The sequence below is a fragment of the Corynebacterium sp. HMSC056E09 genome (assembly GCF_001813425.1).
GTDB classification, from domain to species: Bacteria; Actinomycetota; Actinomycetes; order Mycobacteriales; family Mycobacteriaceae; genus Corynebacterium; species Corynebacterium hesseae.
In genome coordinates this window covers 378,590-392,749 of sequence record NZ_KV812490.1, presented here as the reverse complement: position 1 = coordinate 392,749, position 14,160 = coordinate 378,590, and the positions used below count along the sequence as shown (strand labels likewise).

Genomic DNA, 14,160 nt, shown 5'->3' with positions numbered 1-14,160 from the left:
TTTAGAGTACATCCCCCGCCGCACGGAGAAACGGATTAGTCGCGCGTTCGCGGCGCATCGTCGATGTTGGGCCGTGGCCCGGCAAGATGGCAAGGGAATCATCAAGGCCCCACACCGGACCGCGCAATGAGCGCTGCATCGCCGCGGGATCGGAATGCGGAAGGTCTGTACGGCCGATCGAGCCCTTGAATAACACGTCACCGGTCAGCGCAAAATCCCCGGCCACGAGCATGACGCACCCCGGTGAATGCCCCGGCGCATGGAGTAATTCAAACTCCAGGCCGACGAGGCTCAGCGTCTCACCACCCAGCAGATCACGCCGGTCCGCCGACTGCTTCATGGAAGCGGCGGCGAAAAGCATTTGCGACTCGGGAGATACTCCGGAGCCATCCACCAACATGAACGCGTCATCCGGGTGGATGTAGACCGGCAGGTCAAACTCAGCGGCATCACGCGTGTGGTCAATGTGACCGTGGGTGAGCACGACGGCCTCAAATTCCAGGGATTTCTCACGCGCGAGCTGCTCAAGGCGCTCGCGCGTGTGCATCCCTGGATCCACGATGAACGCCCGCGAGCCGTTGGCCACAACATAGGTGTTGGTTTTATAAGGCCCTGCGGCGAAACCGTAGATATCCGGTGTGTGCATTACTTGAGGGCGGCCAACGCTGCGTCGTAGTCCGGCTCCGTCGTAACCTCAGGAACCAGCTCGGTGTAGGTCACCTTGTGGTTCTCGTCGGTGACGATGACCGCACGGGCAAACAGGCCCTTGAGCGGGGAGCCTTCCAGGACGAGGCCCAGCTTGTCGGCGAAATCGGAGCGGAAATCAGAAGCGCTGACGACGTTGTCGATACCTTCAGCAGCGCAGAAACGCTCCTGTGCGAACGGCAGGTCACGGGAGACGGACAGGACAACGGTGTTCTCCAGACCAGCCGCCTCTTGATTGAACTTGCGCAGCTGCGCTGCACACACGCCGGTATCCACGGACGGGAAGCAGGACACCACCAGACGCTTACCAGCGAAGTCCGCATTGGTTAGCTCAGACAAGTCGGTGCCGACGAGGGTGAAGCCCGCCAGGGCGTCACCGACCTTCGGCAGCTCAGCATTGGTTTCGACGGGTTCATTCTGAAAATTCGTAGTAGCCATGGCACCCAAGCGTACTGACGTGCGGGGCGGCGCGCCACGGTGAACTAGCGTGCGGTTAGGATAGGTGGGTCAAAGTTTTTAAACCACCACTGTGGAGGAAACATAGGTGTCTACTAACAGCCAGCGCTTGGATGATGCGCTCAACCAGCTCGATCGCGAGCTGAAATCCCGCGACCGTAAACAGAAGAGCCGTCCGCTCGGCGTCGTTTTGATGGCCGCCGTCGTTATTGTTGCCCTCGTCGGCGGTATCTGGTTCTTGGCCACGCGCTCGCCGGAGGAAGAAGAGATTCAGGCCAAGGAAACCTCCGCCGCCGATACGCCCACTGAAGCCCCTACCGCCGAAGCATTGAGCGGCAAGCGTGCTAAGCCGTTCGGTGAGACCGTCACCTGCGAGTACAACGAGACTGGCGACGCTTCCCGCGATGTCCCTACTCCGCAAGGAAAGAACATTCCTGCCAAGGGTGAAGTGACCGTCAATTTCGCCACCAAGCAAGGCGATATTGAGATGACTCTCGATCGCTCACTTGCTCCGTGTACCGTCAACGCAATCACGGACATGATTTCCGCGAAGTACTACGACGACACCGTGTGCCACCGCATGACGGAGGGCACCCTCTCCGTCCTGCAGTGCGGTGATCCGACCGGCAAGGGTTCTGGTGGACCGGGCTTCCAGTTTGCCAATGAGTACCCGACCGATGAGGCTGACGACGCCGCTAAGGCACAGCCTGCTCTGTACCCGAAGGGTTCCATCGCCATGGCTAATGCCGGCGAAGACACCAATGGTTCCCAGTTCTTCATTAACTATAAGGACTCGCAGCTTCCGCCCTCCTACACCTATTTTGGCGACCTGACGGAGAAGGGACAGAAGACCATCGACGCCATTGCCGCCAAGGGCGTCAAGGATGGACAGTCCGACGGCGCTCCTGCTGAAGAAGTTCGCATCACCAAGGCAACCGTCGAGAGCTAAGTTTTACCCCCTTTACGGTGACCGGCCCCGCTCGCATTCAGCGAGCGGGGCCTTTCCCATTCCAACCGCCCCTCCCCACCTGGATTAAGAATTTCTTAGCCTTGAGCTGTTCATTTGGCAAACTATTACCCACGTCCACAACCTGCACCGGACCAAACCCCAGCTCACATACGACGGACAGCAGCCACACAGATTCATCAGCTGATCGCTAGATCCCTTGCAAAACCCGCAATAGCTCAGTAGCATCTGTGAGGTCTTTGAAATTCCCGAGATGTATAAGGAACGAGAATGAAGCTCTTCTCCCGTAAGGCCCTTGTTGCTGCTGCTACCGCCGCTACCGTTTCCCTGTCCGGCGTGACCGTTGCTAACGCTGAGACCACCACCCCGGAGGCCACCACCCCGGCAGCTCCGTCCACCACCACCCCGGCAGCTCCGTCCACCACCAAGCCGGCCGACGAGACCACCACGACCCCGAGCAAGACCGACGAGGACTCTTCTTCTTCCTCCTCCGATGACTCCAAGGGTTCCTCCATCTCCGACATGGACCCGAAGGAAATCCGCGACTGGATCGCCGTCTTCACCGCCATCATCGGCGCTCTGGGCACCGCATTCGCTTTCTACAACAAGAACCTCGCACCTAACGCTAAGTAAGTCGGACGTTCTCCGTTCACCTTCAATTCAGTTTAGGACACACCACCATGAAGTTCTTCTCCCGTAAGTCCATCGTTGCCGCTACTACAGCCGCAACCATCGCTTTCTCCGGCACCGCAGTTGCTTCTGCAGCTCCGGTTGAGGATGACAGCTCATCCAAGGCTTTCTTCGCTCTCTCTTCTGACGATGAGGGCAACGTCAGCCCGAAGGAGATCCGCGAGTGGATCAAGGTCTTTACCTCCATCATCGATGCGATGGATGACGCAATGCGTCTCGGCGACCAGCTCGCTGGCAAGTAAGCCGCGAACTCGCCACTCTCCTCTTGTGCACTGTGCACAAGAGGAGATTTTTCGTTTTCCGGTACACCAAGCTCGTTCGAAGGCTCTTCAAAGGGGCTAAGCCTCTCCAAGGGGCTAAGACCTAATTGCCATCCCTTTGTGAATCTTCCTCAACTTCCTGAATACGCTCGGCGCCGAGCACATCTTTGAACACGGAGGCGTCAACAAGCTGGCCTCGTCGGATGACGGAAATCTGGCCGGTTGGTTCCAAGATCATTAGCTGCACGTCGGTGCGCCGACCAAGGCCCGCCTTACGCACAGCGGAATTGATATCCCTTTCGGTGATGTGCGCAAAGCTCATATTGTCTTCCTGCAGCTGCCCCTTATAGACCAGCAATACCGGCTTGCGGTCAATAAACCGTGACCACGTCACCAATTGGCGGAATGTGCCGAAGGCGGCCTCCAAAAGCATGAGGGTAAACAGGCCAATGATGCCGGCGGCAAGCGTCGGTGGGTTGCCCACAATAACGCGGCCCGAGACCGCACCGAACATAATGATAATGACGGCATCGGAGGCGGTGATGGACGTCAAAACGCGGCTGCCAAAGAGCTTGACCAAGACCATAAAGGCCAAATAAATACCCAGCGTCGCGAGCATCACCAGTGGGATTCGGTGAGGCTCGATACCTAGCTGGTACATTGCCTCGCGTCCAAACAGCCTCAGTGTATCCACAGCTTTCCACCATACCTTCCACATGAGAAAAGCCCGCACGATAGTGCGGGCTTGTGCATCAGTACAGACTAGATGTTGAACTGCTTGCGCAGCTGCTCAATCAGCTGCTGCACCGGTGCTGGGAGCGCAGCAACCGGCATGTTGATGGCACCAATCACAGCGGCAATGGCGGCAGCGATAGCGGCGGTGATACCCACACCCAAGCCGATGGAGGAAGCTGCATCCTTGGCGGAACCAGTATCCTTCGGGTCCTTCGCGTCGTCGTCACCGTCGAGGGAAATCGGAAGGGCGGCTTCAGTGCCAGCATCGGTAGTAATGAGCAGCTTCTGCTCGCCCTTTAGGCCCTCCGGGATGGTGAGCTTGACGGTTGCGCGGCCACGCTCGCCGAACTGCTCGTCACCGGGCTGTGCTGCGTTGTCAATGTCTGCCTCGGCCTTAGCGTCACCCAGAGCAACGGTGACCTTCTTAGCCTGTGGCTCTTCTGCGTTGGAGTAGTTCAGGGAGGAAAGGTCGACTGTGATCTCCTCCCCCGGCTTCAGGTCACCAGACACGTGGGCACCAATCTGGCCCTGGCCGGTGCGGACCTTGGACTCGCCGGAAGCGATGTAGTCAATCATCGCCTGGGTGTCCATGTAGCCAACGTCATTGCGGTTCTTGATGGAACCGGGCTCAAAGAAGCCATCGCCGCCGGCCTCCGTCTCGCTGGAGGCAAGGAAGGAGGACAGAGCAATGCTGTAGTTCTTCTCCGGGTCAATCGGTTCACCGTTAATGGTGACAGACTTAACGCGCTTGCCCTGCTCAGCCTTCTGGTCGTAGACAACGGTGACGTTGTTGGACAGGCCCAGAGCCAGGCGCGGGCGGGACTGGCCAGGCTTCCACTGGTTCTCCAACGCGGTAATGAAGTCTGCGCCGCTAACCTCCGCGGTGATCACGTAATTACCGAATGGCTGAACGGCAAAGATGTCCTGGTAGGAAACATCACCTTGCTTGAGGTCAGCGCGCACACCGCCTGCGTTCATAACACCGATTTCGATGTCCTTGTCCGTCTGCTTAGATAGAGCAAAGCGCTGGCCATCGGCAATAAAGTTGTTGAGGGTCGACTCCACACCGCGGTTGGTACCGGTGTCCTTGCCCTCATCAGAACCGCGGTACATGGCCTTCTCGGTGGTACCAGCAGTCTTGGCACCCTCAATCTCCGCTACCTTCTTTGCTTCCTCGACGATCTTAGCCACCTCGGGGTCGTCTTCGAGGCCCTGCAGCTGGGCGAAGACCTCTGCGTTGGCCACGTCGTACTGCTTGAGATCAATCTTGGTGATTTTCTTCTCGGCTTTGTCGAAGGTGATGTCGGCGTCGTTAAGCACCTTGCCGTACTCGTAGCCCTGTGCCCAGTACAGCGGCATTGCCCCCTCACGAGCAACCTCGCCCTGGGTCTTAACGTGAGTATCACCGCCAAAGAGGATATCCACATCCTTGCTGAAGCCCTCCGCGTACTGCTGAGCGTCCTCGTGCATGAGCGCCACAACGACGTCAGCCTTGCCGGATTCCTTCAGTCGGCTGGCTTCCTTATTGGTGGCCTCGACCGGGTCGGAGAACTCGACGCCCGGGATGGACGCAGCGGACACCTTGTACTTGGTGTTCTCGGTGACGGTACCAACGAAGCCCACCTTCACGCCGTCTACCTCCTTGACGAAGGAAGCATCGAGCAGGGGCTTGCCATCTTTGGTGACGTTGGCGCCCAGGATCGGGAAGTTGGACTGGTCCTTGATACGGCCCATCAGGTCATCGGTGCCCTTGTCGAACTCGTGGTTGCCCACGGCCGTGACATCGAGATTCATAGCATTGAGGGCCTCGTTGGTGTACTTGTCCTCAGAAATCGCAGACACAAAAGCGGAACCACCAACGTTATCACCGGAGGAGGTCAAGGCGTACTCCTGGTCCTTGTTGACGGCCTTGATGAGCGCAGCCATGCGAGCAGCGCCCATCTCGGAGTAACCAACCAGTTCCTCGGATTCCTTGTCAAAGTTTTCGGCCAGCTCAAGGTGGCCGTGGAAGTCGGTGAAGTTGGTGACGGAAATGGTCACCTGGTCGGCCTCAGCGGCGAAGGCAGGCGCGCCGGAGACGGCAACGGCGGTGACGGTGGTGGCGGCCAGAAGCTGGCCAAAGCGACGGAAGTTCACGTGGATCTCCTGGGTATGAGAGAAATCTTGTCCACGTGTTTATAACGCATCCATCACGATTGCGCAGCGCTTGCTGACGCCACGACCAGCGCGTTCACCAAACATCTCCCCTAGTTTCACCCAGGCGCAACCTCCCGTTCAGCCACACACCCCCGGTTGAGGGGTGATGCCTTAAGCTGTGACGCGATAGACGTCGAAGACGCCCTCGGTATTACGCAGGGTTGTCATCAACTGCCCCAGCTGCTTGGTGTCAGAGACCGAGAAGGTGAAGCGCACTGTCGCAATGTGGTCATCGCCGCGATTGGAGGTCATCGACAATACGTTGAGGCTCTGATCGCTAAAGATCCGGGTGAGCTCAAAGAGCAGACCTTGACGGTCAATGGCCTCTAATTGCAGCGTCGCGGAGAAGGCACCGGAAGACTTCGGCCCGCCAGCCCACTCCACCTGCATCATGCGCTCGGGTTCGGACTTGAGCTTTTCAGCATTGGTGCAGTCAGCTCGGTGCACGGACACGCCACCGCCGCGGGTCACGAAGCCAAAGATGGCGTCACCAGGCACAGGCTGGCAGCACTTCGCCAGCTTGGCCATGACGTCCGGGCTGCCCTCCACCAAAATTCCGGTGCCGGATGCGGAATCCTTCGTGTGCTGAGCGCGGGAATTCTCCAGCTCGCTGAGCGGGGTACGAGAAGCCAAGGCATCGACTGCATCGTCCCTATCTCCGAAGAGCGCCATGAGCTGGTTGGCAACGTGCTGAGCTGAGACATGGCCGGCGCCGATGGCGGTATAGAGCGCATCCACATCCGGGTAGTGCAGCTGCTCGGCTACCTGCTTCATCGAGCTAGCGGTGAACAGCCGGTGCATGGGCAAACCGCCACGCTGAACCTCGGCGGCCAAGGCATCCCGCCCGGCTTCGAGGTGCTCCTCGCGGCGTTCCTTGGCAAACCATTGCCGCACCTTCGTCTTAGCCCGTGGCGAGACCAAGAACTCCTGCCAATCCCGCGAGGGACCCGCATTCGGATCCTTGGAGGTGAAAATCTCAACTTTATCGCCGGATTTCAGCTCCGATTCCAATGCCACGAGCTTGCCGTTGACCTTGGCACCAATGCACCTATGGCCTACCTCCGTATGCACCGCATAGGCGAAATCCACGGGGGTGGAACCAGCGGGCAAATTGATCACGTCACCCTTCGGGGTAAACGCAAAGATTTGCTTGGCGGTCAGGTCATAACGCAGAGAGTCCAGGAACTCGTTGGGATCGGCGGCTTCCTTCTGCCAATCCAACAGCTGGCGCATCCACGCCATCTGATCCACTTCTTCTTGGTGGCCGGAATTCCTGCCCTTGGTCTCCTTGTAGCGCCAGTGTGCCGCAACGCCAAACTCGGCGTTGTAATGCATCTCGTGCGTGCGCACCTGCACCTCAAGTGTGGAGCCGCCGTCCGCGATAACGGTGGTATGCAGCGACTGGTAGACGCCGAAGCGAGGCGAGGAGATGTAATCCTTGAAGCGCCCCGGAAGAGCCTGGTACAACGAGTGCACCACGCCGATGGCGGCGTAACAGGAGTTGATGTCGTCGACGAGGATGCGGATTCCGACGAGATCAAAGATCTCCGCAAAGTCACGCCCACGAACGATCATCTTCTGATAAATCGACCAGTAGTGTTTCGGGCGCCCCATTACCTCGGCTTGAATGCCGTTTGCCTTGAGGGCTTGGCTTACTTGGGCCTTGATTTCCTTAAGCGCTTTATCGCGTGAGGGAGCGCGATCTGCCACCATGCGCACGATCTCGTCGTACTTCTTGGGATACAGAATCGCGAAAGCAAGATCTTCGAGTTCCCACTTAACGCTTGCCATGCCCAGGCGGTGAGCAAGCGGCGCAATGACGTCAAGGGTTTGCCGTGCCTTCTTCGCCTGCTTCTCCGGCGGGAGGAAGCGCATGGTTCGCATGTTGTGCAGGCGATCGCACACCTTAATGACGAGCACGCGCGGGTCCGTAGCCATAGCCACGATCATCTTCCGAATCGTCTCGGCTTCGGCGGCGGCGCCGAGGGCGACCTTGTCGAGCTTCGTTACGCCATCGACCAACCGGGCCACCTCGGGACCGAAATCACGGGTGAGGTCCTCCAGCGAATAGTCAGTATCTTCCACTGTATCGTGCAGCAAGGCCGCCGCAACGGTCGTGGTGTCCATGCCGATCTCCGCCGCGATGGTTGCCACCGCAAGCGGATGCGTGATGTAAGGCTCGCCGGACTTGCGAAATACGCCTTCGTGCAGCCGCTCCGCCGTCGCATAGGCCTTGTTGAGAAGCTCCGCGTCTGCCTTCGGGTGAAACTCCCGGTGGATAGACATCAACGGGTCCAGCGCGGGATTGATCTTTACGCGTCCGCCCGTCAGCGAGCGCGCCAAGCGGGCGGACATGCCGCGCACACTGCCCGGCCGCCACGCAGTCTTGTCCTGCTTTTCAGTCGTCATGTCTGCCTCCGCGAAGTAGCTTAGGCATACAACCTTAGTCCTTTGCTCCCATCTGATTGAGCACAATCAATGGGGAACCTTGCAGTCGCTCACGTCCTTGGAGCCCATTGACCTCCAGAACCACGACATTGCCCGCTACTTCCGCGCCCGCTGATTCCAGCAGCAATGCGGCTCCGTGGAGGGTACCGCCGGTGGCGAGGACGTCGTCGACAAGCACGATGCGCTTGCCCTTAATGTCAATACCACTGTTTGGGATCTCCAGCGCTGCCGTGCCGTACTCCAGCTCATATTCCTGGGTCAACACGGGTGGCGGAAGCTTGCCCTTCTTGCGGATGGCGAGGATTCCCACCCCCAACTTGTACGCCACGGCGGAACCAAGAAGGAACCCGCGCGCATCGAGGCCACCGACCAAATCGGCACCGAGCTCCTTGCAGGCCTCAGCCAAGCCATCGACCACGGCGGCGAAGGACTCCGCATCTGCCAATACCGGGGTCAGGTCCTCAAACAGGATTCCCTCCTCCGGGAAGTCTTGGACAAGGCGGACCTTATCCTTCAAGGCTTGTGCTGCTGCGACGTAAATCTCGCTCACGACTCTTCCTTAGTTTCGGCTGCTGTTTGTGGGGTATAGCTCCAACGGTCGAGGTTCCACCCGATACCCGCAGGGCCAGTGTAGGGCACCACGCCTGTCACAGCGCGGTCAGTGATAAAGGTCCGGGGCTGCGCGGAGATGGGAATAGACGGTAATTCCTCCCACAAATCCTGTTCCAACGTGCGCAATGCCGACGCATTCTTCACGCTGGAGGCGGGAGCGGAATGCTCACGCATCGGATCTACTGCCCCAAGGTAGACGTCGATCTCCGGCTGGCCTGTCGCGGGATCCGCGGACAATTGTTCGCGGGAAACACGGTCTCCGGAGCGGTCTTCCACGGTGATTCCTGCGGGCTCGCAGGCCGCGCGCAACTGCTCAACCATTGCCTTATAGCGAGGGTTGGGAGCGAGGTAGCCTACACCGATGGTGTAACCGGACAGACCCGACGCAGCTGCGTTGTCGACGGGGACTGTTGTTAGCGAGGCCATCTGGGCCGCAACTGGATCATCGTTGCGCACCGTGCGCACGGTGACGGCAGGAACATCCACGCCTGATTCCTTGGAGGAGGCCTGCGCCAAGCGCTGCGTATCCACGCACGCGGCGAAGGCGGCGCGTGCCCACGGCTGGGCAAAAATCCCAGCCTCCGAGAAGACCAGAGTGTCAGTCAGGCTACCCGCTACGGACTTGACGTCCACCGGCTTCCCCTCGGCATTGCGGTCCAACCACGAGGGTGAAGCCGTGGGTGACTCTGCAACGCGAAGCTCGTCTGAGGCTACAAACGCTGCCGCATCCGCGCTGCTGGGCAACATGACTACTTCACGCACGGCAGGCTTGTCGCCGTAGTAGTTGTCATTCGGCGTCAGAACGATTGAGCCATCATCCTCGACGCGGTCAATCTGATATGGCCCGAAAGAAACCTGCATGTCCGGGTCAAAACGCCCCGGTTCCGTCGAAAAGCCATCGCGCCAAGCCTCCGCCACTGGTTGCAAGGTTGCCATGTCCTGAGCATGAAGCGCCGCGTTAAGCTCTTCGACGCTCATCCCCGCCCGCTTAGCCATCACGTGCGCTGGGAGAACCGTGCCGGGGCCAAACAAGTAGCGCCACCGCGACCCCGCATCGGGCGTAAACCACACGGTGAATTTCTTGCTACGGGGCGCGCATTCCACTTCGCTGACCTCTTCCATCAGCGGAAGGTGGGAGCCAAAGGTCTCACTCAGCTGGCCAGCGGTGTAGGCCAAGAGGTAATCGTCACAGGTCACTGCCTCGCCGTCGGCGAAGCGAGCCTGCTCCGTCAGCGTGAAGTCCACGTGTGCCCCGGTCTCATCGCCGTCGGGAGCAAAATACTCCGCGTGGGCAAGATCTGAGTTGGGCACCATCTGCCCGGCTGGGCCCGGTACGTACAGCGCAGGATAGACGCGGCTTGCTAGCTGGGCAGCCCCGACGGCATCGCCCCACGCGGAGGCTGCGTTACTAGTAGCAAGGGGGGAATCGCTCAGCACCGCGAAACGTGGTGCGGACGAGTCCTCCCCCGCACTCTCCTCATTAGAGCCGCACGCTGTCACGGTGAGGGCTAGGGCCAGCAGTGCCGCGACTGGAGATGTACGCACGGCTTAACGCCCGGGGCGCCAGGACGCCCCACCGGACTCGTCAGTAGGTGGCTCGGGCTCAGAATGCGAAGCCGCGGATGGGGAAACGACGGTGCGCGTAGCCTTCGTTTCCGCATCGCCTTCGCCTGCCTCCGTAGGCTCGCCCTCCGCACGGTAGGCGGCAACCACGGCGTTGTGCTTCTTCACGCTCTTTCGCTGGTTCGACAAAGTCACCAGAAGCGTCGTAGCGAGGAAGATTGAGGAGAATACGCCCTCGATAACGCCAATGAACTGCACAAGAGCAAGATCTCGCAGTGTGCCGATACCCATCAGCCATACAGCGACAACGAACAGAGCGATGATCGGCAGGGCTGAGATAATAGACGTGGAGATCGAACGCATCACCGTCTGGTTAATGGCCAAGTTGGTGAGCTCCCCATAGGTCTTCTTGCGCTGGCCTTCCAATCCCGTCGTATTCTCGTCCACCTTGTCAAAGACAATGACGGAGTCGTAGAGGGAGAAGGTCAGCACCGTCAGCAGACCAATGATGACTGCCGGGGACACCTCGATGCCAAAGAGCGCATAGATACCGGCAATGAACACACCGTCAAAAATGAGGGCAAGAATTGCCGCAAAGGCCATGTCCCGCTGCAGGCGGACCGCCACGTAAATGGTGGCCAGCACGAGGAATACGGCCATCGCGATGACCATGCGCTTGGTAATCGACGAGCCCCATGATTCCGACACCGTCGAAGAACCAATCGCATCCGGGCTCGGCTTACCGTTGTCATCCTTGACCTGATACTTCTCAAAGATGGCTTGGCGGGCCTGGTTAACCTCATCCTGGCTCAGACGCTCGGAGGTGATTTCCAGCGTCTCCGAGGAACCCGCGCCCACGATCTGCACCAGCTCTGGGGTAACACCGGTGGCCTCTGTAAAGGTTTCCTCTACCTGTTCGGTGGACAGATCCCCAGCTGGCATGTTGAGCTTCGTGCCTCCCTCAAAGTCCAGAGACAGATTGAAGCCACGAAGTGCAATAGCCAAGATGGAGGCGATGAGCAGCACACCGGCGATGGTGTACCAGGTCTTGGCCCGACCAACGAAGTCAAATCCACTGCCGTCTACGTAAAGACGGTCAAAGCGGGAAATCTTGCGGTTAGTAGTTTCGACAGCCATGATTATTTCTCCTCATCCGTGGCAGTAGCGACGGGTTTCTTGGCCGGTTTGGCATAAAAGCCGCGTTCGCGGCGCTCCTCCACGAGGTTGTAGATGCCGCCGAGGCCGTTCATCGACGGTTTGGCAAAAGCTGGGCGGCTGCCAAGGAGCTGCATCAGCGGCGCCATGATCAGGAAGGAAACGATGAGGTCGAAGATGGTGGTCAAGCCCATGGTGAAGGCAAAGCCCTTGACGGCGCCAATAGAGAGGAAGTACACCACGACGGAGCCGATAAGCGTCACGGCCTTACCCGTGACAATCGTTGCCCGCGAGCGCTCCCAACCCGTGCGGGTGGCAGACCGGAATGTGCGCCCGCCCAGGATCTCATCCTTCATACGTTCGTAGTAGACAACGAAGGAGTCGGCCGTGGCACCAATACCAATGATCAAGCCCGCCATGCCAGAAAGATCAAGCGAGTAGCCGATCCACCGACCCAGCAGGACCAGGGCACCGTACAGCATGACGCAGGTGGTGACGAGCACCAGCAGCGCCACCGAAGACAGAGCGCGGAAATAGTAGATGGAGTACAGCGAAACCAGAATCAGGCCGACGATGCCGGCGATGAGTGCTGCCTCAAGGGCGGCCTTGCCCAGTGACGGCGGCACGGTCTCCACCGTTCCGCCCGGCTCGCCATTGGAGCCGGTAAAGGACAGCGGCAGTGCACCATAACGCAGGTTATTTGCCAGGTTCTGTGCTTCCTCCTGAGAGAAATCACCAGTGATGGAGGTAGCGGCACCAACCGGGGTCGCGCCCTGGATTACCGGAGCAGAAATCACGCCGGAGTCGAGGGTGATGGCCACCTGCTTTTGCAGGTACTCCTGGGTCAAGGTGGACCACGTCTGCGAGCCATTGGGGCCATCGCCGGTCTTGAAGGCGAAGCTGATCTCCATCTGGCCGGTCTGGGAATTCAGGCCGCCCTGAATCGGAGAGTTGCTATCAATCTCGTTACCAGTCAGACGGGTTCCGTTCGGATCCTCAATACCGTCCAGAAGCGGAGCTGGCTTGAGCAGGTAGGGCTGCTTATTAGAGTAGTCGCAAGCCACCAACGGCTTTGCCGGGTCATCGGTTCCGGCCAATGGGTCGGATTCCGCGTCACACGTCATCAAGCCCAGTGCTGCCGTTTGTTGGGTGGGATCCTCAGACTGGCGGTCCTTAAGCAGAACCTCAGTAACCTTATCGCGGCGCTCAGATTCCTCAAGAGAGTTCGCCGGGGCCGGAAGCGGCTTCTCGCTCACAGTAGGAGCCGGAGACTTCTTATCGTCCTTCTTCTCCCCGCCTTGGGCGGCTGCATCTGCGTTCTGGTTGAGCGCATCGTGGATGGAGGCCAGCGCCTTATTGGCCTGCTCTGGCGTCACGACTCCGTACTTGACCCAGCGGTTAGCCGTATCAGTCATGGACTTCTCAAGCTTGTCCATATCCGGCATGGGCTGCTCGCCCACCGGGCGGAACAGCAGCTGAGAAGTTTGGCCCACTGCCTGCGCCTGGGAAGCATCTTCGCCCGGAACAGTAATCACCAAGCTAGAGCCGCTGATGACGACCTCAGAGCCGGAAACACCCATGCCGTTCACACGCTGCTCGAGGATGGTGCGCGCCTGCTGCAGCTGCTCCTGGGTTGGGTCCTCACCCTGCGGAACCAGGGTTACGCGAGTACCACCCTGTAGATCAATGCCGAGCTTTGGGGTAGGCGACTTATCACCGGTCAGAAATATCAGTGCGTAAATCACGATGACAATGAGCGCAAACAGCGCTATCGCGCGCTTAGGCCATTGCCGTTGACGGCTGCTAACGCCACCACGTTTCGAAGCGGACACAAAGTTCTCCTGTGTTGTGTGGAACAGGGCTAAAAATCATAGGTCATGGTAGCCATCTCCACGACGCGATTGAGCGCCATGATGCCACCATGACTAGAGCACAGTCCACCATCGTACGTCATGGACCGCGGTTTTCCTTAACAGGCTTAAGGTGAGGCGCCCGCAGTGTGACGAGCGCAACTCGAATTAGAGCTTCGGGAAGCGTTCGTCGTTGTCGCCCTCCGCCTCAGCCGGCGCATCGTTGACCGTGCCAGCCTGCTCAGCAGTTCGCACGATAGCCATCGTGTCGAAGGTAATCACGGTGCCGTCCTTAACGCGCAAATCAACCTGCTGCTTACCGGCTTCTACCACGGTGCCGTGCAGGCCGCCGGCGGTAATCACCTCTTGGCCAGGCTTCAAGGAGGATTGCAATTCCTGCATCTGTGCCTGGCGCTTGCGCTGCGCGCGCATTGACATAAAGCTCGGCAAAATAACGAGAATTGCGAGTACGAGGAGTAGAAGAATCTGGGTTCCGTTCATAAGTGGTCAGTGTGCCAGACCT

General features: G+C 59.1%; 13 protein-coding genes. 3 read left to right on the top strand and 10 right to left on the bottom strand.

Annotation, left to right across the window (positions count from 1 at the left end; all coding sequences use genetic code 11):
- Position 1: 1 nt before the first annotated feature.
- Positions 2-646, bottom strand: coding sequence for an MBL fold metallo-hydrolase (locus HMPREF2912_RS04795; protein ID WP_070683452.1), 645 nt, complete (start codon positions 644-646; stop codon positions 2-4).
- The gene (gene tpx, locus HMPREF2912_RS04790) at positions 646-1,143 is read right to left on the bottom strand and encodes a thiol peroxidase (protein ID WP_070623968.1); all 498 of its coding nucleotides are present in this window, start codon (positions 1,141-1,143) and stop codon (positions 646-648) included. Before tpx ends, HMPREF2912_RS04795 begins: the two co-directional genes overlap by 1 nt.
- Before the next feature lie 106 nt (positions 1,144-1,249).
- On the opposite strand from tpx, the gene HMPREF2912_RS04785 reads away from it, so the two are divergent.
- The 3 genes from HMPREF2912_RS04785 (at position 1,250) to HMPREF2912_RS04775 (ending at position 3,060) form a co-directional block, all read left to right on the top strand.
- The gene (locus HMPREF2912_RS04785) at positions 1,250-2,110 is read left to right on the top strand and encodes a peptidylprolyl isomerase (protein WP_070623965.1); all 861 of its coding nucleotides are present in this window, start codon (positions 1,250-1,252) and stop codon (positions 2,108-2,110) included.
- A 288-nt stretch (positions 2,111-2,398) separates the two neighbouring features.
- Entirely contained in the window at positions 2,399-2,761 is a 363-nt protein-coding gene (locus tag HMPREF2912_RS04780; RefSeq protein WP_070623961.1) for a hypothetical protein, read from the top strand.
- Positions 2,762-2,808: 47 nt separating this feature from the next.
- On the top strand, positions 2,809-3,060 hold the full coding sequence (locus tag HMPREF2912_RS04775) for a hypothetical protein (protein ID WP_070623958.1): 252 nt from the start codon (positions 2,809-2,811) through the stop codon (positions 3,058-3,060).
- A 121-nt stretch (positions 3,061-3,181) separates the two neighbouring features.
- On the opposite strand, the gene HMPREF2912_RS04770 is transcribed toward HMPREF2912_RS04775, so the two are convergent.
- The 8 genes from HMPREF2912_RS04770 to yajC all read right to left on the bottom strand — a co-directional run bounded on the left by HMPREF2912_RS04770 (position 3,182) and on the right by yajC (position 14,138).
- Positions 3,182-3,739 carry a DUF421 domain-containing protein gene (locus HMPREF2912_RS04770; RefSeq protein WP_210386955.1) on the bottom strand — a complete coding sequence of 186 codons (558 nt, stop codon included), beginning with the start codon at positions 3,737-3,739 and terminating at the stop codon, positions 3,182-3,184.
- A gap of 101 nt (positions 3,740-3,840) precedes the next feature.
- Entirely contained in the window at positions 3,841-5,949 is a 2,109-nt protein-coding gene (locus HMPREF2912_RS04765) for a bifunctional metallophosphatase/5'-nucleotidase (protein WP_070563261.1), read from the bottom strand.
- 171 nt (positions 5,950-6,120) lie between these two features.
- Positions 6,121-8,418, bottom strand: a complete 2,298-nt coding sequence (locus HMPREF2912_RS04760; protein WP_070563258.1) for a RelA/SpoT family protein — start codon at positions 8,416-8,418, stop codon at positions 6,121-6,123.
- 34 nt (positions 8,419-8,452) lie between these two features.
- On the bottom strand, positions 8,453-9,007 hold the full coding sequence (locus HMPREF2912_RS04755; RefSeq protein WP_070522126.1) for an adenine phosphoribosyltransferase: 555 nt from the start codon (positions 9,005-9,007) through the stop codon (positions 8,453-8,455).
- Complete coding sequence (locus HMPREF2912_RS04750; RefSeq protein ID WP_083304487.1) at positions 9,004-10,614, bottom strand: ABC transporter substrate-binding protein; 1,611 nt, start codon at positions 10,612-10,614, stop codon at positions 9,004-9,006. Before HMPREF2912_RS04750 ends, HMPREF2912_RS04755 begins: the two co-directional genes overlap by 4 nt.
- Before the next feature lie 3 nt (positions 10,615-10,617).
- Complete coding sequence (gene secF / locus HMPREF2912_RS04745) at positions 10,618-11,769, bottom strand: protein translocase subunit SecF (RefSeq protein WP_070563000.1); 1,152 nt, start codon at positions 11,767-11,769, stop codon at positions 10,618-10,620.
- A gap of 2 nt (positions 11,770-11,771) precedes the next feature.
- The gene (gene secD, locus HMPREF2912_RS04740) at positions 11,772-13,619 is read right to left on the bottom strand and encodes a protein translocase subunit SecD (protein ID WP_070563254.1); all 1,848 of its coding nucleotides are present in this window, start codon (positions 13,617-13,619) and stop codon (positions 11,772-11,774) included.
- A gap of 186 nt (positions 13,620-13,805) precedes the next feature.
- A complete protein-coding gene (yajC, locus tag HMPREF2912_RS04735) occupies positions 13,806-14,138 on the bottom strand; it encodes a preprotein translocase subunit YajC (RefSeq protein WP_070562995.1) in 333 nt (110 codons plus the stop codon).
- Positions 14,139-14,160: the final 22 nt, after the last annotated feature.